Raw genomic sequence first — 25,544 nt, forward strand, 5'->3', positions numbered from 1 at the left:
GCACCGGGCTGTGGTGAGGCCGCTTAGACTCGGCACGACTGCGATCTAGGAAGACCCGAGGGGGACGGTGCTCACGATCAGCCAGCTCGCGGCGACCGCCGGCGTGACCGTGCGCACCGTACGCCACTACCACCACGTCGGCCTGTTGCCCGAGCCCGAGCGCGATGCCTCCGGCTATCGCCGCTACGGCGCGCAAGCGGCGGTGGAGCTCATCCGGATCCGGACCCTCGCCGATGCGGGGGTGCCCTTGGCCCGTATAGATGCCCTGCTGCATGCCCAGCCGGCCGAATTCGCGGCGGCCGTCACCGACATCGACGCCGCACTGCAACGCAAGATCGACCAGCTCACCGAATCCCGCCGCAGGATCGCCGAACTGGACAGCGGCGAACGGCTTGTGCTGCCCGCCGAGGTGGTCGCCGTCCTGCATCGGATGCGCGGTCTCGGGGTCAGCGAACGGAGGGTGCAGCTCGAACGCGACGCATGGATTCTGATGCAGGCCCTGGACCCGCACGTCATGCCGGAGCGGATACGGGACAAGAACGCGAGCCTGGACGACCCCGAGACGATGCGCCTGTTTCTCGCCTGTGATCAATCGGTCGACTGGGATCCGCACGATCCACGCCTGGACCGGCTCATCGACGACTTGGACGCATGGGAGATCGAACACGAACGGGACGGCGAGCGGGCGGGCTATCTGCAGCTGGTCTCCTCCCGGATCTCCGAGGCATCACCGGCATGGCAACGCATCGTCGATGCGCTCAACCACCGTGCAAAGCAGCGCCGAACCGCCGGGCACGACAGCAGTTGAAGCCTGCGCCCTGGTGGCGGCCGACAGGCGATGTAGGCACCTCGGCGTCGGCGTTCATGAAGATCCGCCCGTAGGGGCTGCGACATGCCGGTCACCGAATCCCGCAGCGGCGGCGGTCCCGCTCACAGCACGCACCGGCCACGGCTCGGCCCTCACCCGCCGCGCGGCAAGCGCCACTTGAGGGAGCCGATCCGGGCCTCGCCGGTTGCGGCGGGCCGTCGGATGCCGGCGGCCTGCCGTTCGCGTGCTGTGCCGGGCCACATCCGGCGCAGGACGTGCAGCAGATGCGCCTTGCGGTCCAAGTCGCGAGGCAAGCGGCACTTGAAGGGCACGACCCGGGCCTCGGCCGTTGCGGCGGGCCGTCGGATGCCGGAGGCCTGCCGTTCAGGTGCCGGGTCACACCCGGCGCACGACATGCAGCAGGTACTCCTTGCGGTCCAGTGGGTTGTGGTCCGTGCGGGGGCGTTCGGGGACGGTGCCGGTGACCGGGCGGTGGTGGGAGAAGGCGGATTCCAGGACGCCCTCGCCGCGGGTCAGGGTCGGCAGTCGCTGCCCCAGTTCGTGCACCCGCTGCGCCGGGATCTCTCCCTCCAGTACGCAGGCGGGGCCGCGCAGTTGGGGGGTTTCGGGGACGGCGTGCAGGCGGGCCAGGACGGGCAGCACCGGGCCCAGGGTGTCGGCCGGCAGGTCCAGGCGGAAGTGGTGCATCGGCTCGTGGACCTGGGTTCCGGCCTGCCGCAGGGCGTCCATCAGCACCAGCGGTGTCAGATTGCGGAAATCGCCCGAGGTGCTCGACATGGATTTATCGAAGGTGCCGTGGGCGTGGCTCTGCCGGGCCCAGTATCCGGAATGCGTCATGGTGACCGTGCAGTCCGTGACCTGCCAGCCGTGAATTCCCTGGCGCAGTGCGGACTTCACGGTTTCCTCGACGGCCTTGATGAATGCGTACGGCATCGAGCCCAGTTCCACCTCCAGGCGGAATTCCACGCCGCTGCCGGGCGGCGCCGGATCGACGCGCAGTCCGACGGTGGCGAGAAAGGGATTGGGATCTTTGGCGATGAATTCGACGGCGCTGCCGGTGCCGGCCGGGCGTTCCAGGCAGATGGTCGTGGTCCGGCGGAAGGTGACATCGATACCGAAGTCGTCGGCGAGGGTGGCCTGGATGACTTCCTTCTGCACCTCGCCGTAGAGGGAGACGGAGACCTCCTGGCGGATGTCGTCCTGGCGCAGGTCGATCAGCGGGTCCTGCTCGGCGAGTTGGGTGAGCGCGTGGTGCAGCGCGCCTCTCTCGGCCGGGCGGCGGGGGACGACGACCGTCTCCAGGGTCGGCGGGGCGAAGTGGTGGCGCCGGGCGGACGCCGCGTGCGGTGCGCCGATCCGGTCGCCTATACGGATGCCGCCCAGGCCGTGGAGCTTGGCGATCCGGCCCGCGCCGACGCAGGGCTGCCGCTCGTCCGTACCGCCGTCGAAGACGCTGACGGCGGTGACCTTGCCGTCGCCGTCAATGCCGTCGTCGCCCCCGAAGGGGACCCGGTCGCGGGTGCGTACCGTCCCCGCGAACATCCGGACGTAGGCGATCTTCTCGCCGGTCGCCCCGCGCTCCACCTTGAAGACGGTGCCTGAGACCGGGGCTTCGGCATCGCCCTCGGTGGCGGGCAGCAGCTCCTTGATGCCGCTGATCAGGGACTTGACGCCCGCGCCGGTGACGGCCGAGCCGAAGTAGACCGGGTGCACCAGGGCGCGCCCGGTCTGCGTGGCCAGTCCGTCGCGCAGTCGCTCGTACGTCAGCGCCGTCTCGTCGCGGAGGTACGCGGCCAGCAGGGCGTCGTCGTGCTCGGTGAGCAGGTCGGCCAGCCGGGAGGTGAAGGCGCCGTCGGAGGCGGGGTACGGCGTGTAGTGCGCGTCGCGGGTGCCCAGGTTCTGGGCGGAGCCCATCGGCAGGATGGTGGGGACGAGCTTGGCTGCGAGGTCCCGCAGCGTCCGCTCGTACTGTGCTCCGCCGCGGTCGATCTTGTTCACGAAGACGAGGGTGGGGATGCGCAGCCGCCGCAGCGTCCGCATCAGCACCCGGGTCTGCGCCTGCACGCCCTCCACGGCCGAGACGACCAGCACGGCGCCGTCGAGCACGTTCAGCACCCGCTCCACCTCGGCGATGAAATCGGGGTGGCCGGGCGTGTCGATGAGATTGACCGTGATGTCGTCGACGGGAAAGGAGACGACGGCGGATTTGATGGTGATTCCGCGCTGCCGCTCCAGTGCGAGGGAGTCGGTCTGCGTATTGCCGTCGTCCACGCTGCCGATTTCGTCGATGACGCCGGCGGCGTGCAGCAGCCGCTCGGTCAGGCTGGTCTTACCGGCGTCGACATGGGCCAGAATTCCCAGATTGAGGGTGCGCAACGTGTGTCATGTCCTTTGCGTGGAGGGGAATTTCCTGCTGGGGGGACATGAACGTTGCTCGCATTGACCTCTCCTCGGATTCTCGGTTGCTGTCGCCCAGCAGTGCAGCAGAGCGTGGTAGGGGCGGCAACCGAATTACGGGCTCGCGGCGGGGGAAGGGCCGGGGGAGGGGCTGGGCGGGGCCGTTCCCCGGCGGCAGGGCCAGTCGGCGGCCGTGTGCGGCGGCGGGCGCGGCCTGGCCCGGTGCCCCATGGGCCGTAACAGGCATGCGGGGGAGGGGAGTTGGGTAGGTGCGGCGCCAGTGCGATCCGCCCGGCGCCCGGAGTTCCGTGATGTGCGCCTCACCCCGGGATCGCGCTGTCCAATATCATCAGCTTAGGTTAGCCTCGCCTCACCAGGGCCTGGCGAGATGTCGCTGTGTCATCTTCGCGGCCGGGCCCTGCGGTTGATCCAGCCTGTCCTGAGGAGAGCGAGGAGCCATGACCGTGCCCCGCCGTGCAGCGGCCAGCACAGACCTTCCCCGTGGCGGGAGGTGGGGCAGCGGCGGGCCGTCGCGCCGGGGCCTGCTGGCCGCGGGCGGAGCGTTGAGCCTCGGGGCGCTGCTGGCCGCGTGCGGCGACGGCGACTCCAAGGCGGAGGGCAAGTCCGGCTCCAAGGGCTGGAGTTTCAAGGACGACCGGGGCAAGACGGCGACGGCCAAGTCGACCCCCGACAAGATCGTGGCGTACGTGGGCTCCGCCGCCGCCCTGCACGACTACGGCGTCAAGTGCGTGGGTGTCTTCGGTCCCAGCACGTACAAGAACGGCGACCCCACCCCGCAGGCCGGCACCCTGGACGTGAAGAAGCTGACGGTGCTCGGCAACGCCCGCGGCGACTTCAACATCGAGAAGTACGCGGCCCTCGGACCCCAGCTGCTGGTCAGCAACATGAACCAGCCGCCGCTGCTGTGGAACGTCCCCGAGGACAGCGCCGAGAAGATCCTCGGCTTCGCGCCCAGCGTCGGCATCGCCACCTCCAAGGTCTCGCTGCTGACCGCCATCCAGCGCTACGCTCAGCTGGCCGAGTCGCTCGGCGCCGACATGAAGGCCAAGCAGGTCACCGACGCCAAGGCGCGCTTCGAGCGGGCCGCCGAGCGGCTGCGCAACGTCGCCAAGGCCAAGAAGGGCCTGAAGGTCCTGGCGGCCGCCGCGCAGCCGGACAGCATCGCGGCCGGTGTGCCCTCCGTCTACCCGGACACGCGCTACTACACCGAGCTCGGCGTCGAGTTCATCGTGCCGCGCAAGCCCGGCAAGGAGGGCTTCTGGGAGCTGCTGAGCTGGGAGAACGCCGACACCTACGCCGCAGACGTGATCTTCATGGACGCCCGGCCCAACAACGTGCCCACCTCCGAGCTGGCCAAGTCCAAGCCCACCTGGAACCGGCTGCCCGCCGTCAAGGCCGGCCAGGTCGTCCCCTGGAACAACGAGGCGCAGTTCAGCTACGCGGGCTACGCCCCGCTCATCGAGCGCCTGGCCGACGCCCTGGAGAAGGCCAAGAAGGTCGCCTGAGCCGCCGGATCGGCCGATGCCGCGCCCGGGTCAGGTGGCCCGGGCGCCGGGCGGCAGCGCGCCGTCCAGAATGTGGGTGAGGCCCAGCCGGTAGCTGTACTGGGCCTCCAGTTTCCTCGACTCCGCCGCGATCCTCGTCAGATGCGGGTACGCGGCCTCCGACGGCCCGGCGGCCGCGACCTCGGGGTAGTGCGGGGCGTCCCCCTCCGGGGCTTGCGGGACCTCGCGCTGCGGCGTGTGCAGCGCCTGCCCCGCCGTGTAGTACCAGATGGTCTGGTGTGTCCAGAAGGCCTGCTCGTGCTCCAGGCCGCAGTCGACGAGGGATCCGATGATCTCTTCCGTCATCCACACCGCGGACATGCCCACCAGTTCACCGCGTGCCACCACGGGCACCACCCACGGGTTGTCCAGGAACGCGCCGTGCATCAACTCGCAGACGGCGAAGAGCCGTTCGCGCGGATCGCCGGGCAGATCGGGCCGCGGCAGATCCTGCGCGACATGTTCCAGTACGAGCGTGAGCAGTTCGTCCTTGTCCCGCACGTGGTGGTAGACGGCCATCGCGGTGCTCTCCAGCGCCTTCGCCAGCCGCCGCATCGTCAGGTGCTCCGCCCCCTCCTCGCGCACGATCTCGTACGCCGCGGCGACGATCTGCTCCCTGGACAGGCGCGGCGGACGGCCCCTGCGGGGGCGGCCGGGTGTGTTCGTGCTCAGTGCTCTGCCCTCTCTCCTTGCCTGTGGTGATCGACGAAGCCTGCCACAGGCACTTGAGGATATATTTTTTGTACGTGTACGGTAACCCTGGTCCAGGTCCTTCCGGGCACTCCCCCGTGTCAGCTCCGCCCGGCGGGACCTGGACTGCCAGAGATGACGCGAGATGAGGTAGGCGCTGATGGCGCGAGTGGACGGCAGCACCCGTAAACGGCGCGAAATCCCGTCGATCAAGACGTACTTGGCCACCGTGACCGCGGTCGCCGAGGTGACGCCGAGGATGCTGCGGCTGACCGTGGGCGGCGAGGGGCTGCACGGCTTCGAGGCCGGTCTGCAGGCCGATGAGCGCATCAAGCTCTTCTTCCCGCCGGACGGCGAGAAGGTGCCCGCGCTGCCGGAGATCGGCCCCGAAGGGCTGCGCTACCCCGAGGGCGCCCCGCTGCCGCACGCCCGCAACTACACCGTGCGCCGCTTCGACGCGCAGAGCGGCGAGCTGGACATCGACTTCGTCATCCACGGCGACGGCCGCGCCTCCAACTGGGCGCGGGCCGCCGTACCGGGCGACGTCCTGGGCATAGCCGGGCCGGGCGGCGGCTCGCTGCCCTCCGCCGACGCCGACGTCCATCTGATCGCCGGAGACGAGACCGCGCTGCCGGCCATCGCCTCGCTCCTGGCCCGGCTGCCCCGCGGCGCCCGCGCCCAGGTGATCGCCGAGGTCGCCGACGCCGCGGAGGAGCAGGACCTCGGGGCCGCCCCCGGCACCGACGTACAGGTGCGCTGGGTGCACCGCCCGGCCGGGCCCTGGACCACCCCCACCCCGCTGGAGCGGGCCGTACGGGAACTGCCCTGGCCCGAGGGCGAGGTGCACGCCTGGATAGCGGGCGAGGCCGCCGCGGTGCGCGAGATCCGCCGCTATCTGCGCGAGGAGCGGCGGCTGGGCCGGGACGCGCTGCACGCGGCGGGCTACTGGCGGCACGGCAGGACCGTCGAGGAGTGGGTGCAGGAGGAGGGCGACGTGCGAGCGGAGGAGTAGGCGCTGCGCTGAAGGTGCGGTGTGCCGTCTGCGGGCGCGTCGTGGCTGATCGCGCAGTTCACCGCGCCCTATGGGGCACGGCCGAACCGCACCGGACCTCGGCGGGGCCGCTGAGTCGCTCCGCCGCAGATGGACCGAACGGGGTGCCGCAGAGCGCCCGACCGGTCCGGCCGCCGTGGCCGGACCGCCACATCGAGCCGGGATCGGCCCACCGAGGGCCGGCGCTCGCTCAAGACACGAGGCAGGGACAAGAATGCAGGAGCGAGGAGCGGCGGAGCAGTCCTCCGTGCGGCTCGGCTGGGTGCTGTCGGTTGTGGTGGCAGTGCAGTTCATGGTGACGCTGGACGCCTCGGTGGTGAACGTGGCGCTGCCCGCGGTCCGCGCCGACCTGGGCTTCAGCGAGGCCGGGCTGCTGTGGGTGGTGAACGCCTACACCCTGGTGTTCGGCGGCTTCCTGCTGCTGGGCGGCCGGATCGCGGACCTCTTCGGGCGGCGCAGGGTGCTGTGGCTGGGACTGGGCCTGTTCGGCGTGGCGAGCCTGGCGGGCGGTCTGGCACAGGCCCCCTCCCATCTGGTGATCGCGCGTGCCGTACAGGGCCTGGGCGCAGCCGTGCTGGCGCCGGTCGCGCTGACCATCATCACCACCACCTTCCCGGCCGGCGGGCCGCGCACCAAGGCGCTGGGCCTGTGGAGCGCGGCGGGCGCGGCGGGCGGCGCGGCCGGTGTGCTGATCGGCGGCGTGCTGACCGAGTACCTCAACTGGCGCTGGGTGCTGCTGATCAACGTGCCGATCGTGGTGCTGGCCGCGGCGGCGGGCAAGGAGGTGCCCGACGGCAGGCCCGCGCAGCGCTCCGGGCTGGACGTCATCGGCGCGGTGCTGGCCACCACGGGACTGGCGGCCCTGGTGTACGGCGTGGTCCGGATCGGCGACGACGGCCTGGGCTCGGCGGTGACCCTCGGCTTCCTGGGCGCCGGAGTGGTGCTGCTGGCCGCGTTCGTGCTGTACGAGGCCAAGGGCGCGCGCGAACCGCTGGTACGGCTCGGGCTGTTCGGCCACCGCGCGGTCAGCGGCGCCAACCTGACCATGCTGCTGCTGGCCTCCGGTCAGTTCGCCAGCTTCTACTTCGTCTCCCTCTACCTGCAGCAGGTGCTGCACTTCTCGCCCGCCGTCACGGGCCTGGCGTTCCTGCCCTTCTGTGTCGGCTTCACGGTCAGCGCGATGCTCTCGGGGCGGGTGCTGGCCCGCACCGGGCCGCGGGCACTGGTGATCTTCGGCACGCTGATCGGTGCGCTGGGCCTGTTCTGGTTCAGCCGGATCGCCACGGACGGCAGCTTCCTGGTGAGCGTCCTGGGCCCGTCGCTTGTCGCCAGCTTCGGGATCGGCGCCTGCTTCGTACCGCTGGCCAACGCGGCCACCGGCACCGTGCCGCCCGAGGACGCGGGCATGGCCTCCGGGCTGCTGAACAGTGCTCAGCAGGTGGGCGGTTCGCTGGGGCTGGCGGTCACGGTGAGCGTGGCCACCAGCCAGACCGCCGCGCTCACCGGCGAGGGCAAGGCCACGCTGGAGTCGCTGAACGGCGGGTACGGCGCGGCGCTGCTGGCCGGGGCCGGGCTGCTGGTGCTGGCGGCCGTGGTGGCACTCATCCTGCCCGGCCGGCCGCGGCAGGCGGTGGCCGAAACCGACGTGTCTCAGGGTGACCGGGCCCAGGTGGCGTAGCTTTCCGGCATCACCTGACATGTCCCCCTTGTAGGGGCTCCCACCTGCAGGAACGCGCCGGGCCGGCACCGCTGGCCCGGCGCGTTGCTATATGCGTAAAGTAATGTGACATGGGTCACCCTGGCTTTAAGTTGTTGAACAAACTCGAGCCAGGTTAGGTTTGCCTTCGTTGGGGTGCTCGACAGCAACTACCACGAAGGGGTTCATCAAGTGTTTCGGGGGATTCTTTCGCGCTGGTCAGGGATCGAGTGTAGGTTCTCTCCCGACCCATTGGACATTTGCTCCTGAATCCCGTACCGCTCTCTCTTCAGCCTGCGGCGAAGTGACCTCCGCAGTGCGTTTCTCATGGCCGTGGAATTAGTCCGGCCAGCGATAGACAGCATTCTTATTCCTGTTCCGGTGATGCGCCGTACAGTCGACCCGTAATGCCGTTGCGGGCTGCGCAAAAACAGATCGGCGCTGCCGTGAACACGCCTGCCCAAAATATTGAGGAGAAATTGACATGCCGACCGGGGTTCCGCTGACACTGGATTTGATCAAGTCTGATGTGGCGGACATACTGGGCCGCAGTACCGCAGAGATCGGAGATGACGACAATCTCCTGGTGGCCGGTCTGGATTCCGTCCGCATGATGACCCTCTCCGCCCGGTGGCGGGAGAGCGGAATTGAGGTCGCCTATGCCGACCTGGCGCGAAAGCCGACCGTACGCGGCTGGTTCGACCTGCTCACAGCCGTCTGACCGGGAAAACCGCCCGACCGAACCGCTTGACCGACAAGGAACCGGTGTGCCGAACCCTTTCGAGGACGATACCGCCGCCTATTTTGTCCTGCGCAACGACGAGGGGCAGTACTCGATGTGGCCCGCCTTTGCCGAGGTGCCCGACGGATGGTCCGTCACCTGGGGGCCCGCGGACCGCAAGGGCGGACTCGATTACATCGAGATGAACTGGACGGATATGCGTCCCAACAGCCTGAAGAATGGGGAACTGTAATGACCGGTCCTGGAGCCCAGGAAAGCGCAGTCCTGGATGTGGTCGGAATAGGCTTCGGGCCGTCCAATCTCGCCCTCGCAGTCGCCCTCGCCGAGCACAACACCGGCCTGCCGAGCGATGACGAACTCACCTCGCACTTCTTCGAGAAGCAACGCTCCTTCGGCTGGCACCGAGGCATGCTCATCGACGACACAACCATGCAGGTGTCCTTCCTCAAGGACCTGGTCACCATGCGCAACCCGACCAGCGAATTCAGCTTCCTGGCCTACCTCCACCGCAAGGACCGGCTCGCCGACTTCATCAACCACAAAATGCTCTACCCCTCCAGGGTGGAATTCCACGACTACCTGGAATGGGTCGCGGGAAGCTTCGAGAAGCAGGTCGAGTACGGCAGCGAGGTCATCGACGTACGGCCCGTGGAGACCGATGGCGAAATCACGCACTTCGAGGTCGTCGCCCAGCCCCGCGACACCTCCGCCGCGCCCGTCGTCCGCCGCGCCCGCAACGTCGTCCTGGCCGGCGGCCTGCGCCCCAACCTCCCCGACGGCGCAGGGCTGAGCGACCGCGTCTGGCACAACCACGAACTCCTGGACCGCATCGCGCAGTTGCCCGACGCCCAGCCTGCTAGCTTCACGGTCGTCGGCGCCGGCCAGAGCGCCGCCGAGACCGTCGAATACCTGCACCGCACCTACCCCGACGCCCAGATCCACGCGGTGTTCGCCCGCTACGGCTACGCACCCGCCGACGACAGCTCCTTCGTCAACCGCATCTTCGACCCGGAGGCCGTGGACCACTTCTACCGCGCCCCCGAAGACGTCAAGCAGATGATGCTCGACTACCACCGCGGCACCAACTACTCCGTCGTGGACCTGGAGTTGATCGACGAGCTGTACCGCAGGGTCTACCAGGAGAAGGTGCACGGCCGCGAACGGCTGCGCGTACACAACCTCTCCCGGCTCCTGGGCGCGACCACCACCGCCGACTCCGTCCGCGCCACCCTGGAGTTCCTGCCCACCGGCGAGCGCACCACCCTGGAGAGCGACTACCTCGTCTACGCCACCGGATACCGCCCGCTGGACACCCTCACGGCCCTGGGCTCCGCCGCCCCGCACTGCCGCACCGACGAACTGGGCCGCGTACGGGTACGCCGCGACTACCGCGTGGAGACCGACGAGAACGTCCGCGCCGGCCTCTTCCTCCAAGGACCCACCGAGCACACCCACGGCATCACCTCCAACCTGCTGTCCAACACGGCCGTACGGGTCGGCGAGATCGTCCGCTCCATCGCCGCACCGGACAGCGAGCCCGCACCGGCCGCCGCCTACGCCGCCGCGAAGGCCTGACCGCGATGCGCACCGGCGCCGCCGCGGCCCCCACCGGCCCGTGGATCAGGAACTTCGGCTCGCGCGGCGCCCCGCGCACCCGCCTCGTGTGCTTCCCGCACTCCGGCGGCAGCGCAAGCTTCTACCGCACCTGGGGTGCTCACCTGCCCGCGGACTGCGAGCTGTGGGCGATCCAGTACCCCGGCCGCGAGGACCGCATCCAAGAACCCCTCATCGACGACATGAGCGCCCTGGCCACCGCCGTCACCCAGCAGCTGCTTCCACGCACCGGCGTGCCCATGGTGCTGTTCGGCCACAGCATGGGCGCCAGCGTCGCCTACGAGGTCGCCCGCAGAATGGCCTACCGCAGCCCCGGCTCCGTAGCGCACCTGGCCGTCTCCGGACGGGAAGCCCCGCACCGCCAACAGGCCGTCCCCGAAGGGGAGATGACCCACCTGCTCGGCGACCGCGAGATCGTGGCGCGGCTCACGGAGCTCGGCGGCAGCAACACCGCACTGTGGCAGGACCCCGAACTGCGCTCCCTGCTCCTGCCCGCCGTACGCAACGACTACCGCCTCATCGAGAGCTACCGCCCCACCCCCGGCCCGCAGCTGCCCCTGGGCATCACCGCCCTGACCGGCGACGCGGACGCCACGGTGCCGGTCGCGGACGCCGCGGCCTGGGAAGCGGTCTGTGCGGGCGACTTCGACCTGAAGGTCTTTCCCGGCGACCACTTCTATCTCATCCCGCGGCAGGCGGACGTGACCGCGGAGCTGACCCGGCTGCTGCGCGCAGCGGCGCCGGACATCCCGGCGCAGCGCACCCCGTACCCGCATCGCACCCCCCGTACCAGCAGTGAAAGGTGATCCAGCGTGAGCATCGACCTCCCGCGGTTGGTCCACGACTTTGAAGCGCGCTTCGAGCCGTTTCCGCTGACCGACACCCAGCAGGCCTATCTGCTGGGCCGTACGGACCTCTTCGAGCTGGGCAACGTCTCCACCCACGCCTACTACGAGTTCGAGGGCGAGCTGGACATCCCCCGCTTCACCGCGGCCTGGGAGCGCCTGATGGCCCGGCACGAGGTGCTGCGCGTGGTCATCGACCCCGAACGCGGCGAACAGCGCGTCCTGCCCACCGCGCCCCCCGTCCCCCTGGAGGTCGTCGACCTGCGGGACAGCGACCCCCAGGAAGTGGACAGCCGCGCCCGGCAGATCCGCGCGGAGATGTCCCACCGGGTCATCCCCGTCGACGGACAGCCGCTGTTCGGCCTGGTCATCTGCCAACTGCCCGGCGGGCGGCTGCGGGTGCACCTCGACTTCGACGCGCTCATCCTGGACTACCTCAGCTGGAAGCTGCTGCTGGCCGACCTCTCCCAGCTGTACGAGGACCTCGATGCCCAACTGCCCCCACTGGAGCTGACCTACCGGGACTACGTCCTGGCCGAGGCCCAGCTGCCGCACACCGAGCGCTACCAGAAGTCCCTGGAGTACTGGACCAGCCGGCTGCCCCACTTCCCCTCCTCGCCGCAGCTGCCCATGGCCAAGGACCCCTCCACCGTCGTGCGCCCGACCTTCGTGGGCCGCCGCGGCAGCATGGACGCCGCACGCTGGGAACGCTTGCGCATCCGCGCCGCACAAGGCGGCCTGACCCCCACCGGGCTGGCGCTCGCCGCCTTCGCCGAAGTGCTCGGCACCTGGAGCGCCGGCGCGCACTTCGCCCTGAACGTCCCGCGCATGAACCGGCTGCCGCTGCACCCCCAGGCCGACGCCATCCTCGGCGAGTTCGCCTCCTTCTCCCTGCTGGAGGTCGACAACCGCACCCCCGGCCCCTTCGCCGAGCGCGCCGCCCGCATCCAGGAACAGGGCTGGCACGACCTCTCCCACCAGGACGTCAGCGGGGTACGCCTGCTGCGCGAACTGGTGCGCGTACAGGGCGGGTTGCACGGCGCGCTGATGCCGGTCGTGCTCACCAGCACCATCGGCCTGCGCGGCGGCGAGAAGCCCCTGCTCGGCGGCCACCTCCAGGAGCTCTACACGATCTCCCAGACCCCGCAGGTCTACCTGGACGTCCAGATCGACGAGCACGACGGCGAGCTCTTCGTCAACTGGGACGCGGTCGACGAGATCTTCCCGCCCGGCATGATGGACGAGATGTTCCAGGCCTTCTGGACGCTGCTGGAGCGCCTGGAGGCCGAGGAAGGCGCCTGGTCCGAACTGGAGCCGGTGGCCCGCCCCGGCGGCGCCGTACGGCCCGGCATCCAGGGCCCCGACACCGAAGTGCCCGAGGTCCTCGTACAGAGCTTCTTCCAGGAGCAGGCCGTCCTGCGGCCCGCGGCGACCGCCGTGATCACTTCCGATGTCACCCTGACCTACGGCGAGCTGTACGCCCGCGCCAACCAGGTCGCCCACTGGCTGCGCGACCGCGGCGCCGGCCCCGACCGGCCGGTGGCCATCGCCCTGGACAAGGGCTGGGAACAGCTCGTCGCGGCCTACGGCGCCCTCTTCGCCGGCGCCCCCTACCTGCCGCTGGACCCCCGCCAGCCCGCCGCGCGCCTGACCGGCATCCTGCGCCGCACCGGCGCCGACCTGCTGCTCACCCGCTCCACCCTGGACGAAGCAGCTCACTGGCCCGACGGCACACGGGTGCTGAGGGTGGACACCGGGCTCAACGACGCGCTGAGCACCGAGCCGCTGCCCGCCGTGCAGCAGCCCGACGACCTGGCGTACGTACTCTTCACTTCCGGGTCCACCGGCGAACCCAAGGGCACCATGATCCGCCACCGCGGCATGGTCAACGCACTGGCCGCCACCCTCGCCGAGTTCCGCATCGGCCCCAAGGACCGGTGCCTGGCGGTCACCGCCCTGCACCACGACATGTCCACCTTCGACATCTTCGGCGTGCTCGGCGCCGGCGGAACCGTCGTCGTCCCCGACGCCGACCGCGCCCAGGACCCGGCCCACTGGGCCGAACTCGTCGCCGCCCACCGCGTCACCCTGTGGAACTCCGTACCGGCCATGATGGAAATGCTGCTGGAGGAGACCGGCACCGCGAGCGGCACCCTCGCCGCACTGCGCCTGGTCCTGCTCGGCGGCGACTGGATCCCGCTGTACGTCCCCGGCGACCTCGCCAAGGCGGCCCAGGGCGTGCAGGTGGTCAGCGTCGGCGGCCCCACCGAGACCACCCTGTGGAACATCTGGCACCCCGTCGAAAACCTGGACCCCGACCGCGGCAGCGTCCCCTACGGCAAGCCCATCGCCAACACCCGCTACTACCTGCTCGGCGACGGACTGCGCGGCCGCCCCGACGGCGTGACCGGCGAGATGTACTGCGCCGGACCGGGCGTGGCCGCCGGATACTGGGCCGACCCCGAGCGCACCGCCGCCGCCTTCGTCACCCACCCCGCCACGGGGGAGCGCCTGTACCGCACCGGCGACCTGGGACGCTTCCTGCCGGACGGCACCATCGAATTCGTCGGCCGCGCCGACTCCATGGTCAAGATCCGCGGCCAGCGCATCGAACTCGGCGAGGTCGAAGCCGCTCTCGCCGCCCACCCCGCGGTGGCCTCCGCGGTGGCCGTGGCCATCGGCCGCCCGGACGGCAGGGGATACCGGGGGCTCGCCGCCTTCGTGACCGCCCACGCCGACCAGGAGCGCCCGCACACCGAGGAGATCCGCGACGCGCTGCGCACCCGGCTGCCCGAGCACATGGTGCCCGCCTCCCTGCACCTGCTGGACCGCTTCCCGCTGACCGCCAACGGCAAGGTGGACCGCAGGGCACTGGCCGACGGCGCGGCAGAGGGCGACGACACCGCGCCGTACGCACCGCAGGCCGCCTCAACCGCCCGGCCGGACACCGCACTGGAACGCGCCATCGCGCTCGTCTGGGAGCGGGTCCTGGACCGGGACGGCATCGGCGCGCACGACGACTTCTTCGCCCTCGGCGGCGACTCGCTGCTGGCCACCCGGATCGTCAGCCGGCTGCGCGAAGCCCTGGAACTGCCCGAACTGACCGTGCGCTCGGTACTGACCGGGCCCACCGTGGCCCAGCTGGCCCAGGACCTGCTGGCACACGAGAGCGACGACGGGCACCTCGAAGCCGTCGCCGAGGTCTACCTGGAGATCGAGGGCATGTCGGCCGAGGAGATCGACGCCCAGCTGTGACCGGCCCGCCCCCGGGCGCCACCGACGCAGTCCACCACATTCAGCGCACCCAACGGCGGAGCGGTCCGCACCACGACGAGCGGGAAGGCTTATGACGAACCAGTCGGGCATCGAGGACATCTGGCCGCTGGCGCCCTTGCAGGAAGGGTTCCTCTTCCAGGCGCTCTTCGACGAGCAGGCCCACGACATCTACACCATGCAGCTCGAACTGGAGCTGCGCGGGCCGCTGGCCCCCGAGGTCCTGCGCCGCTCCGCCGAGGCCCTGCTGCGCCGCCACCCCAATTTGCGGGCCGGCTTCTTCAACGAGCAGGTCGCCCGCCCCGTCCAGGTCGTACCCCGCCACTTCACCCTCCCCTGGCGGGAGTCGGACCTCACCGGGCACGACGCGGCCGAGCAGCGGGAAGAGCTGGCGCACATCCTGCGCACCGACCGCGCCGAGCGCTTCGACCTGGCCCGCCCGCCACTGGTCCGCTTCCGGCTGATCCGGCTCGGCGACCAGCTGCACCGCCTGGTCATCCACGCCCACCACATCCTGCTCGACGGCTGGTCGGTGCCGCTGCTGGTCCGCGACCTGGCCGACCTGTACGCCCGCGACGGCCAGGCCGACGGCATGCCCCGGCCCGCTGCCTACCGCGACCACCTGGCCTGGCTGGCCCGGCAGTCCACCGACCGCGCCGAACAGGCCTGGAAAGAGGCGCTGTCCGAACTGAGCGGCCCCACCCTGCTCTTCGGCCCGGCACAGGGCCGCACCCCCCAGCACCCCGAGAAGCTCACCATCGAGCTCAGCGAGGCGGACACGGCCCGGCTCAGCGGCTGGGCCCGCACCCGCGGCCTGACGCTGAACACCGTCGTCCAGGGCCTGTGGGGCATCCTGCTGGGCCGCCTCACCGGCAGCCAGGACGTCGTCTTCGGCGCCTCCGTCTCCGGCCGCCCCGCCGACCTGCCCGGCGTCGAGTCGATGATCGGCCTGTTCATCAACACCCTGCCGGTACGCATCCGGCTGCGCGCCGAGGAACCCCTGGGCGCCCTCCTGGAGCGCGTCCAGGAGGAGCAGGCCCGGCTGCTGCCGTACCACCACCTCGGCCTCGCCGACGTCCAGCGCGCCGCCGGAACCGGCGAACTCTTCGACACCCTGGTCGTCTTCGAGAACGCGCCGCTGGTCTCGCAGAGCCTGGAGCGCGCCACCACCGCCGACCAGCTCCAGATCCAGGGCCTGGCCAACCACGACGCCACCCACTACCCCCTCACCCTGGTCCCGCTCGCCGTCCACGGCAGGCTCGCCCTGGGCCTGGAATACCAGCCCGACCTGCTGGACCGGCAGGCCGCCGGCGAACTCGCCGAGCGCCTGCGCAGGCTGCTGGACGCCCTGCCCGAGTCCGCCGAACGGCCCGTGGGGCGCCTGGACATCCTCGGCGCCGACGAGCGGCACACCATCCTTGAGGACTGGAACGACACCGCCTTCGAGGTCGCCGAGCAGACCCTGCCCGACCTCTTCGCCCAGCAGGTCGCCGCCGCCCCCGGCCACCCGGCCCTCGCCTTCGGCGACACCCAGCTGACCTTCGCCGAACTCGACGCCCGCGCCAACCAGCTGGCGCACTGGCTCATCGACCGCGGCATCGGCCCCGAGGACATCGTCGCCCTCGCCCTGCCCCGCTCCCTGGAGATCGTCACCGCCCTGCTGGCCGTACAAAAAGCAGGCGCCGCCTACGTCCCCATCGACCCCGAGTACCCCGCCTCCCGCATCGCCTACATGCTCGCCGACGCCCGCCCCGAGCTGCTGATCACCACCTCGGCGGTACTGGACGGCGCGCTGCGCGAGGCCGCGCGCAACCTGCCGACCGTGACCCTGGACTCGGCCGGCCTGGCCCGCGCACTGAGCGAACGGCCCGCCACCGCGCCGAGCGACGCCGACCGCGTCCACCCGCTGCGGCCGCACCACCCCGCGTACGTCATCTACACCTCGGGCTCCACCGGCGACCCCAAGGGCGTGGTCACCGTCCACCAGAACGTGATCAGCCTCTTCGCCAACCACCAGCGGCAGGTCTACGGGCCCGCCGCACGCACCGCGGGACGCCGGCTGCGCATCGGCCACGGCTGGTCCTTCTCCTTCGACGCCTCCTGGCAGCCGCTGCTGGCCCTGTTCGCCGGGCACACCGTGCACATCCTGGACGAGGACACCCGGCGCGACCCGCAGCTGCAACTGGCCTGGCTGCGCGAGCGGGAGATCGACTTCATCGAGGTCTCCCCGTCCTTCTACGGCCAGCTCTCGGCCGCCGGACTGGTCACCGACGGACGCAGCCCGCTGGCCGGCCTCGGCGTCGGCGGCGAGGCGGTCCCGCAGGCCATCTGGCAGGAACTGCGCGAGCTGCGCGGCACCCGCGGCTACAACTTCTACGGCCCCACCGAGTGCACCGTGGACTCCGTGGTCGCCGAGGTCCGCGACAGCGCAACACCCGTGATCGGCAAGCCGATCGGCAACATCCGCGCCTATGTGCTGGACGACTTCCTCAACCCCGTGCCCCCGGGGGTGGACGGCGAGCTCTACCTCGCCGGCGGCGGCCTGGCCCGTGGCTATCTGCGCCGCCCCGGCGTCAGCGCCGCCCGCTTCGTCGCCGACCCCTTCGGCGCACCCGGCACCCGGATGTACCGCACCGGCGACGTCGTACGGTGGACCCGCGACGGACAGCTGGACTTCGCCGGCCGCACCGACCACCAGGTCAAGATCCGGGGCTTCCGGGTCGAGCTGGGCGAGGTGGAGACCGCGCTCGGCGCCCACCCCGACGTCGCCCAGTGCACCGTCGTGGTCCGCGAGGACCGCCCCGGCGTCAAGCGCCTGATCGGCTACGCGGTGCCCGTGCCCGGCGCCGTACTGGACCCGGCGGCGCTGCGCACGCACCTGGCCGGGGCGCTGCCCGACTACATGGTGCCCGCCGCGCTGATGCCGCTGCCCGAACTCCCGCTGACCGCCCACGGCAAACTCGACCGCGACGCCCTGCCCGTCCCCGCCGTCACCGCCACCGCCGCCTCCCGGCCCCCGCGCACCGACCAGGAACGGGCCCTGTGCGACCTGGTGGCCGAACTCCTGGGCCTGCCCGCCGCCGGACCCGAGGACAACTTCTTCGAACTGGGCGGCGACAGCATCGTCTCCATCCAGCTCACCGGCCGGGCCCGGACCCAGGGCCTGGCGATCTCACCCAAGGACGTCTTCAACAGCGCCACCCTCGCCGACCTCGCCGCCCGCGCGGCCACGGCAGGCGCCTCGGCGCCCGAGGAGGACGGCGCGGGCATCGGCGAGCTGCCGCCGACGCCCATCATGCGCTGGCTCACCGGCACCGGCGGCCCCATCGACCGCTACGCCCAGGGCAACCTGCTCCGGCTGCCCTTCGACCTCACCCACGACGCCCTGATCACCGCCGTCCAGGCACTGGTGGACCGGCACGACGTACTGCGCTCCCGCTTCACCTGGACCCCCGGCGACCAGACACCCGCCTTCCTGGTGGGCCCGGCCGGCTCCGTACCGGCGGAGCGGATCGTGCACCGGGTGGACGCGGCGGACAGCACCCCCGAGGAACTGCGCAGCACCCTGAGCGCCGAGTACGAGGCAGCGCTGGACCGGCTCGCCCCGGCCGACGGTGTCGTCCTCCAGGTCGTCTGGTTCGACACCGGTGAGCGCGAGGGCAGCCGCCTGCTGATCCTGGGCCACCACCTGGTCGTGGACGGTGTGTCCTGGCGCATCCTGCTGCCCGACCTGTCCGCCGCCTGCCGTACCGCCCTGGCCGGGGACACCCCGGCGCTCGCGCCCGTACGCACCTCCTTCCGCAGCTGGGCACGGGCGCTCGACGAGGCGGCACGACAGCCCCGGCGCAGCGCCGAACTCGCCCTGTGGGAAGAGACATTGGACGGCGGCGACCCGCTGCTGACCGCACGCGCGCTGGACCCCCGGCGGGACACCGCGCGCACCCTGCGCCACGTCGGCCGCACCCTGGCCACCAGCGACACCGCACCCCTGCTCGCCGAGGCGCCCGCCGCCTTCGGCACCGGCGTCAACGAGGTGCTGCTCTCCGCACTGGCGCTGGCCGTGGCCGCCTGGCGCGAACGCCGCGGCGGCGGAGCGGCCGAGCGCGGCGTGCTCGTCGCCCTGGAGGGCCACGGCCGCGAGGAACAGCTGCTGCCCGGCGCCGACCTCTCGCGCACCGTGGGCTGGTTCACCAGTGTCTACCCCGTACGCCTGGACCCCGGACCCGTCGATGTGGACCGGGCCCTGAACGGCGGTGGCGAACTCACCGACGTCGTCAAGCGGATCGGCGCGCACCTGAACGCCGTACCGGACAACGGCATCGGCTACGGACTGCTGCGCCACCTCAACCCCGACACCGCCGAACGCCTCGCCCAACTGCCGCAGCCCCAGATCGAGTTCAACTACCTGGGGCGGTTCACCACCGGCGAGACCGCGGCCGACCAGTTCGCCATCGCCGAGGAGCAGGCCGACTTCAGCGACGCCGCCGACCCCGCCATGCCGCTCACCTACAGCCTCGACATCAACGCCTACACCCTCAACCGGACCGAAGGCCCCGAACTGCACGTGCGCTGGTCCTGGCCCGGCGACCTGCTGCCCCAGGCCGACGTCGAAGCGCTGGCCGACCTCTGGTTCCAAGCGCTGCGCGCCCTGGCCGCACACGCCTAGACCTCCCCGCCGGGCCCCACGCGGCCCGGCCCCCTTCCCCTCTCTTCTTTCTCCTCCTTCCCCTCCTGGCCCCCACTGCGACCCCGCGGGAGTTCATCCATGGTCACCGAAGCCGTACAAGCGGCGGTGCGGCGCGCCCGCGCCGCCCAGGAAGAGTTCGCAACGTGGTCCCAGCAACGGGTCGACGAGGTCGTCGCCGCCGTCGGCTGGCAGTGCTACCGCGAGGACAACGCCCGGCGCCTGGCGCTGCTCAGCCACTCCGAGACCGGCCTGGGCGACCGCGAACACCTCTACGCCCTCCAGCGCCGCCGCGTCCTGGGCGTACTGCGCGACCTGCACGGCGCGGCCACCGTCGGCGTCGTCGAGGAACTGCCCGAACTGGGCCTGGTCAAGCTCGCCAAACCGCTCGGCGTCATCGCGGCGGCCAGCCCGGCCACCGCCCCCGCCCCCGGCCTGATCTGCAACGCCCTGCCGATGCTCAAGACCCGCAACGCCGCGGTCTTCACCCCCAACCCCCGCGCCCACGGCACCGCCACCGAGACGGTCCGCCTCATGCGCCAGGCCCTCGCCCAAGTCGGCGCCCCCGAAGACCTGTTGCAGTGCCTGGAGGTCACCGGCCGGGAAGCGGCCATCCAGCTGATGCGGGCCGCCGACCACATCGTGGCCGTGGGCGGCACCGGCACCGTACGGCGCGCCTACGAGAGCGGCACCCCCGCCATCGGCGCCGGCGAGGGCAACCCCACCGTGATCGTGGACGAGACCGCCGACCTCGCCGACGCCGCCGAGAAGATCGCCACCGGCGCCGGCTACAACAACGGCACCTCCTGCTCCTCGGAGAGCAACGTCCTCGTCCACTCCTCGGTGGCGAGCCGCTTCCGCAGCGAACTGGCCCGCCACGGCGCGCACTTGTGCACCGAGGAGGAGACGCGCGCGGTGCGCTCCCTGCTGTGGAACGACAGCGGCCAACTCGACCGCGACCTGATCGGCCGCCCCGCCGCCGCGATCGCGGCCCGCGCCGGACTGGAACTCGCCGACCCCGACAAGACATCCGTGCTCGTCCTGGCCTGCGCCGATGCCACCCGTGACGACCCCATCCTGCGCGAGAAGATCGCCCCGCTGCTCACCCTGGCCGTCTACGACGACTTCGAGCAGGCCGTGGACCTCGTCCAGACCCTCTCGGACCGCTGCGGACGCGGCCACAGCTGCGCCGTGCACACCACCCGCACCGACCGGGTGATGCACCTCGCGGAGCGGATCACCACCTGCCGGGTGGTGGTCAACCAGTCGACCATGACCAACACCGGCAGCTTCGAGAGCGGCGTGCCCTTCACCACCACGCTCTCCAGCGGCAGTTGGGGCGGCACCAGCGTCGCGGGCAACATCACCTGGCGGCACTTCCTGAACCACACCCTCATCTCCCGGCCGATCCCCGCCTCCGTCCCCGACGAGCGGCTGCTCTTCGGTGACCACTGGGGCGCCGGCGCCACCCCGGCCGCCGACCGCGCGGAGCACGAGAAAGGCGCCACCTCCCTTGTCCGATAACCGCAGCCCCGACCCGACCTCGCTCGCCGCCAAGAAACGCGAACTGCTGCGCCGCAAGCTCGCCGAACGCGGACTGGCCCGCCCGGGCACCCCCGCGGCACAGGCGCCGGACGCCCCGACCGCACCCCGCCTGCCGCGGCTGTCCGCCGCCCAGCGCCGCATGTGGACCCTCCAGCAGCTCGACCCCGAAGCCGCCGCCTACAACCTGTGCGTCGCCTTCCACCTCGAGGGCGCCCTGGACCCCGAGGCCCTCCGGCTCGGCCTGTCCGACGTGGCACACCGGCACGACGTGCTGCGCACCGTCTACCGCGAGGACGCCGACGGCACCGTGACCCCCGTCCTCCTGCCCGCCGCGGACGTGGCCCTGCCGGTGACGGACCTGCGCGAGCGCACTGTGGCCGAGGCCGACCGGCTCGCCGCCGAACTCGGCGCCCGCCCCTTCGACCTGGCCGCCGAACCGCCCCTGCGCGCCGCCCTGTTGCGCACCGGCGACGACGCCCACCTCCTCGTCCTGGCCGCGCACCACATCGCCCTGGACGAGGGTAGCTGGAACGTCCTGTTCGGCGAGCTGAGCGACGCCTACGGGCGGCGCGCGGCGGGCCACAGCGCACCGCTGGCGCCGCTGCCCGTCCAGTACGCCGACTTCGCCCACTGGGAGCACGGCCGGCTCACCGGCGAGCGCGCCGAGCAGCAACTGGAGCACTGGCGCCGCCGCCTGTCTCCCTGGCCCGACCCGGTCTCCCTGCCCACCGACTTCCCCCGCCCCGCCGTCGCCGCCGAGACCGGAGCCACCAGGGCCCGGCAGCTGCCACCGCACCTGGCCGCGAAGGTACGCGAGCTGGCCCACCGGGAGGCCGTCACCCCCTTCATGGTGCTGCTCGCCGCCGCCGCGATCCTGCTGGGCCGCCGCACCGGCAGCCAGGACATCGCCCTGGGAACCCCGGCGATGAACCGCGACCGCACCGAGTTCGAGAACCTCATCGGCAACTTCGACAACACCCTGCTGCTGCGCGTCGCCCTCGACGGCGACCCCGGCTTCCGCGAGGTGCTGGAGCGGGTGCGCACCGTATGCACCGAGGGGTACGCACACCAGCAACTGCCCTTCGAGAGCGTGCTGCAGGAACTGCGCCCGCAGCGCACCGCCAGCCGGACCACGCCCTTCGACGTGATGTTCCTGCTGCGCACCGACACCTTCGCGGACTTCACCCTCCCCGGGCTGCGGGTCCGCCCCCGCCCGGTCGCCCAGCGCACCAGCCAGTTCGAGCTGACCCTGGCCGCCGTCGCCGCGGGCGAGGACCTCGCGCTGGAGGCCACCTACCGCACGGACCTGTTCAGCGCTGCCTCCATCGACGCGCTGCTGGCCCAACTCCACGTCCTGCTGGAGGAACTGACGCTCCGTCCGGACCGACCGGTCCGCCTCGCCTCCCTCCTCGGACCGCGCGAGCGGGCCCGGGTGCTGGTCGAGTGGAACGACACCGCACACCTCGTACCCGACGCCACCCTGGACCGGCTCTTCGAAGCCCAGGCCGAGCGCACCCCGCAGGCGACGGCGCTCACTTGCGGCACGCAGCAGCTGACCTACGCCGAGCTCAACGCCCGCGCCAACCGCCTCGCGCACCTGCTGGCGGGCCACGGCGCCGGACCGCAGAGCGTGGTCGCCCTGGCCCTGCACCGCTCGGTGGACATGGTCGCCTCCCTGCTGGCCATCCTGAAGACCGGCGCGGCCTACCTCCCGCTGGACCCGGACTACCCGCCCGAGCGCCTCGCGCTCATCCACCGCGACGCCGCACCCGCCCTGGTGATCACCACCTCGGACGTGGCACCCGGCCTCCCCGCCGACGGCAGCGGACGCCACCTCGTCCTGGACGACCCGGCGGTGGCCGCCCGGCTCGCCGAGCAGCACACCGGCAACCGCGCCGACGGCCCGGCCCGCACCCCGCACAGCCCCGCCTACGTCATCTACACCTCCGGCTCCACCGGCACCCCCAAGGGCGTCATCGGACTGCACAAGGGCCTGGTCAACCGGCTCAGCTGGTTCCACGCCCGCTACCCCTGGCGCCCCGACGCACCCGTATGCGCCAAGACCTCGCTGAGCTTCCTGGACGGCACCAGCGAACTCCTCGGCCCGCTGCTGCACGGCGGCTCGGTGCTGCTCGCGGACCGCACCGCCGCCAAGAGCCCGGCCGACCTCGGCGCGCTCATCGAGCAGCACGGCGCGGCCCGTATCACCGTCGTGCCCAGCCTGCTGAAGGCCATCCTGGACCTGGACCCCGCGGACCGGGACCGCTTCGCGGGCTGCGAGCTGTGGATCAGCAGCGGCGAGGCCCTGCCCGCCGCCCTGGCCGAGCGCTTCGCCGCCACCTTCCCCCACGCCCTCCTGCTCAACTTCTACGGCTCCTCCGAAGCCAGCGCCGACAGCCTGTTCACCGAGGTCGACGGCGCCGACCCGGCCCTGGGCGCCCCGCTGTGGAACACCCGCGCCCACGTACTGGACGCCGGACTCCAGCCGGTCCCCGTCGGCGGCACCGGGGAGCTCTACATCGGCGGCGACGGCCTGGCCCGCGGCTATCTGCACCGCCCCGCACTGACCGCCGAACGCTTCGTCGCCGACCCCTACGGGCCGCCCGGCGCCCGGATGTACCGCACCGGCGACGTGGTGCGCCGCCGCGCCGACGGCTCCCTGGAGTACGTCGGACGCGGCGACCACCAGGTCAAGATCCGCGGCTTCCGTATCGAACCCGGCGAGATCGAGGCCGTCCTCTTGGAACACACGGACATCGCCCAGGCCAGCGTCGTGGCGCGCACCGACGGCGCGGGCGGCGCGTTGCTGGTCGCCTACGTGGTGCCCGCCGCAGCCCAGCGGCCGGACGCCGCCCAACTGCGCACGCACCTCGGCGCCCGGCTGCCCGACTACATGGTCCCCGCGGCCACCGTCGTCCTGGACGCACTGCCGCTGACCCCCAGCGGCAAACTGGACCGACCGGCCCTGCCCGCACCGGACTTCGGCGGCGCTGTGGGCACCGACCAGCCCGAGACACCCCAAGAGGAGCTGCTGGCCGCGCTGTTCGCGCAGGTGCTGGGGCTGCCCGCGATCGGCGTACGGGACAGCTTCTTCGAGCTGGGCGGCGACAGCATCCTGTCCATCCAGCTCGCCAGCCGCGCCAAGGCCGCCGGCCTGGCCGTCACGCCCTGGGACATCTTCCAGTACCCCACGGTCGCCGCCCTGGCCGCCGCGGCCACGGCGCAATCCGGCACCGGGAACACGGACCGCATCCCGCTGACCCCGGACATGCGCCGCGCGGACGCAGCGCCGTGGTCCGGGCTGCTCCAGCTCCCCTCCGGCACCACTCGCGACCGCCTCACCACCGCCCTCCAACTCCTGCTGGACCGCCACGAGGTGCTGCGCGCCACACTGACCGGCGACGCCCTGATCCCGGCGCCGCCCGGCGAACTCTCGGCGCGGTCCCTGCTCACCCGGGCCGCAGGAGCCCCGCCCGCCGACGCGGAGGAGGAGGCGGTACGCACCGAGCGGGCGGCGGCCCGCGACCGGCTCGATCCGGGCCGCGGCAGGCACCTGGACGCGGTGTGGTGGGACGGCGGCGCACACGCCCCCGGACTGCTGCTGCTCAGCGTCCACCCGCTGGCCGTCGACGCGGATTCGTGGGCCCTGCTCCGGGACGAACTGGCGGGGAGTGTACGGGGCGCCACCGGCGCCGCACCCGCACCCGTCGCCCCCTTCGGACGGTGGGCACGGGAGCAGCAGCGCCTGGCCGCCGCCACCGGGGACGCGGAGTACTGGCGGGACACCCTCTCCGTACCGGGACCGTTCGCGCGGCTGTGGAGCGCGACGGACGGGGGAGAGGCCGCCCGGACGGTCCAACTCGCCGATACGGACACCCTCGTGGCCCTCGACGGCATCGCCGAGCGCTTCCACGCGGACCTGTCCGACGTACTGCTCACCGGCCTCGCCCTGGCCGCACACCGACGGTGCCGCGACCGGGGCGCCGACGCGGACAGCGGGCTCCCGGTGGACCTCACCCGCTCGGCCCGGAGTGCCGCAGCGCTCTCCGGCTGGGCCGACGACGAGGCCCAAGGCGCCGCCACGGTAGGCCGGTTCGGCATCCGCCGCGCGGTCCGCCTCCCCCTCGACCACGACGCAGACGACCTCGGCGCACTCCTCAAGCGCGTCAAGGAAACCTCCCGGTCCGCCCCCTCGGACGGCCTGGGATACGAGCCGCTGACCGGCCAACTCCCGCGCCCCGATCTCCGATTCACCCACGACAGCAGCCCCGCAGCACCCACCGACCCCGGCTGGACGGATACTTCCGCCCCGCGCCCCGCCACCGCGGCACCCGGAGCACTGGACCTGCGCACCCACCGCGCCGGCCCCCCGGACGCCACCCGCCTGGACCTGGCCTACGCCCACCTCGCGGGCCCCGGCGCCGAGCGGGAGGCCGCCGCACTGGCCCAGGCCTGGAGCGACGCGCTGCGCACCCTGGCCGACCGCCTCGACCAGGACGGCTTCGGCGGCCACACCCCCTCCGACTTCGCCCTCGTCTCCCTCGACCAGGGAGCCCTGGCCGCCTTGGAGGCCAGGTTCGACGCGCCGTAACACCTCCCGGCGCCCACGACCG

15 protein-coding genes are annotated in these 25,544 nt (G+C 71.9%); 12 read left to right on the top strand and 3 right to left on the bottom strand.

All coding sequences use genetic code 11. The features are described from left to right. The first annotated feature begins 67 nt into the window (after window positions 1-67). Entirely contained in the window at window positions 68-808 is a 741-nt protein-coding gene (locus AC4IJH_RS13510) for a MerR family transcriptional regulator (RefSeq protein WP_490851891.1), read from the top strand. Window positions 809-960: 152 nt separating this feature from the next. Here the strand turns inward: AC4IJH_RS13510 and AC4IJH_RS13515 are convergent, their stop codons facing one another. Both AC4IJH_RS13515 and AC4IJH_RS13520 read right to left on the bottom strand, forming a co-directional pair. Beyond that, window positions 961-1,110: a hypothetical protein gene (locus AC4IJH_RS13515; RefSeq protein WP_490851892.1), complete on the bottom strand. Its 150-nt coding sequence runs from the start codon at window positions 1,108-1,110 to the stop codon at window positions 961-963. A gap of 94 nt (window positions 1,111-1,204) precedes the next feature. Further along, window positions 1,205-3,205, bottom strand: a complete 2,001-nt coding sequence (locus AC4IJH_RS13520; RefSeq protein WP_490851893.1) for a GTP-binding protein — start codon at window positions 3,203-3,205, stop codon at window positions 1,205-1,207. Between the two features lie 479 nt (window positions 3,206-3,684). Between AC4IJH_RS13520 and AC4IJH_RS13525 the strand changes: the two genes are divergently transcribed. After that, window positions 3,685-4,752 (top strand): ABC transporter substrate-binding protein, encoded by a 1,068-nt coding sequence (locus AC4IJH_RS13525; RefSeq protein ID WP_490851894.1) that lies wholly within the window; start codon window positions 3,685-3,687, stop codon window positions 4,750-4,752. 30 nt (window positions 4,753-4,782) lie between these two features. Here the strand turns inward: AC4IJH_RS13525 and AC4IJH_RS13530 are convergent, their stop codons facing one another. After that, window positions 4,783-5,709, bottom strand: a complete 927-nt coding sequence (locus tag AC4IJH_RS13530; RefSeq protein WP_490851895.1) for a TetR/AcrR family transcriptional regulator — start codon at window positions 5,707-5,709, stop codon at window positions 4,783-4,785. On the opposite strand from AC4IJH_RS13530, the gene AC4IJH_RS13535 reads away from it, so the two are divergent. The 10 genes from AC4IJH_RS13535 to AC4IJH_RS13580 all read left to right on the top strand — a co-directional run bounded on the left by AC4IJH_RS13535 (window position 5,642) and on the right by AC4IJH_RS13580 (window position 25,522). Continuing rightward, on the top strand, window positions 5,642-6,493 hold the full coding sequence (locus tag AC4IJH_RS13535) for a siderophore-interacting protein (protein ID WP_490851896.1): 852 nt from the start codon (window positions 5,642-5,644) through the stop codon (window positions 6,491-6,493). The two genes, AC4IJH_RS13530 and AC4IJH_RS13535, sit on opposite strands and share 68 nt — an antisense overlap. Before the next feature lie 253 nt (window positions 6,494-6,746). Continuing rightward, the gene (locus tag AC4IJH_RS13540) at window positions 6,747-8,210 is read left to right on the top strand and encodes an MFS transporter (RefSeq protein WP_490851897.1); all 1,464 of its coding nucleotides are present in this window, start codon (window positions 6,747-6,749) and stop codon (window positions 8,208-8,210) included. 502 nt (window positions 8,211-8,712) lie between these two features. Further along, entirely contained in the window at window positions 8,713-8,949 is a 237-nt protein-coding gene (locus tag AC4IJH_RS13545) for a phosphopantetheine-binding protein (protein ID WP_490851898.1), read from the top strand. Between the two features lie 46 nt (window positions 8,950-8,995). After that, window positions 8,996-9,202 (top strand): MbtH family protein, encoded by a 207-nt coding sequence (locus tag AC4IJH_RS13550; RefSeq protein WP_490851899.1) that lies wholly within the window; start codon window positions 8,996-8,998, stop codon window positions 9,200-9,202. Next, window positions 9,202-10,545, top strand: a complete 1,344-nt coding sequence (locus AC4IJH_RS13555) for a lysine N(6)-hydroxylase/L-ornithine N(5)-oxygenase family protein (protein WP_490851900.1) — start codon at window positions 9,202-9,204, stop codon at window positions 10,543-10,545. Before AC4IJH_RS13550 ends, AC4IJH_RS13555 begins: the two co-directional genes overlap by 1 nt. Before the next feature lie 5 nt (window positions 10,546-10,550). After that, window positions 10,551-11,390, top strand: coding sequence for a thioesterase II family protein (locus AC4IJH_RS13560; protein ID WP_490851901.1), 840 nt, complete (start codon window positions 10,551-10,553; stop codon window positions 11,388-11,390). A 6-nt stretch (window positions 11,391-11,396) separates the two neighbouring features. Beyond that, complete coding sequence (locus tag AC4IJH_RS13565) at window positions 11,397-14,684, top strand: non-ribosomal peptide synthetase (protein ID WP_490851902.1); 3,288 nt, start codon at window positions 11,397-11,399, stop codon at window positions 14,682-14,684. A 91-nt stretch (window positions 14,685-14,775) separates the two neighbouring features. Beyond that, on the top strand, window positions 14,776-19,368 hold the full coding sequence (locus tag AC4IJH_RS13570; protein ID WP_490851903.1) for an amino acid adenylation domain-containing protein: 4,593 nt from the start codon (window positions 14,776-14,778) through the stop codon (window positions 19,366-19,368). Window positions 19,369-19,467: 99 nt separating this feature from the next. Beyond that, on the top strand, window positions 19,468-20,910 hold the full coding sequence (locus tag AC4IJH_RS13575; protein WP_490851904.1) for an aldehyde dehydrogenase family protein: 1,443 nt from the start codon (window positions 19,468-19,470) through the stop codon (window positions 20,908-20,910). Next, the gene (locus tag AC4IJH_RS13580; RefSeq protein WP_490851905.1) at window positions 20,900-25,522 is read left to right on the top strand and encodes an amino acid adenylation domain-containing protein; all 4,623 of its coding nucleotides are present in this window, start codon (window positions 20,900-20,902) and stop codon (window positions 25,520-25,522) included. The genes AC4IJH_RS13575 and AC4IJH_RS13580 overlap by 11 nt, the downstream gene beginning before the upstream one ends. The last annotated feature ends 22 nt before the right edge of the window (window positions 25,523-25,544 follow it).

Source organism: Streptomyces sp. UF-297 (genome assembly GCF_058245575.1).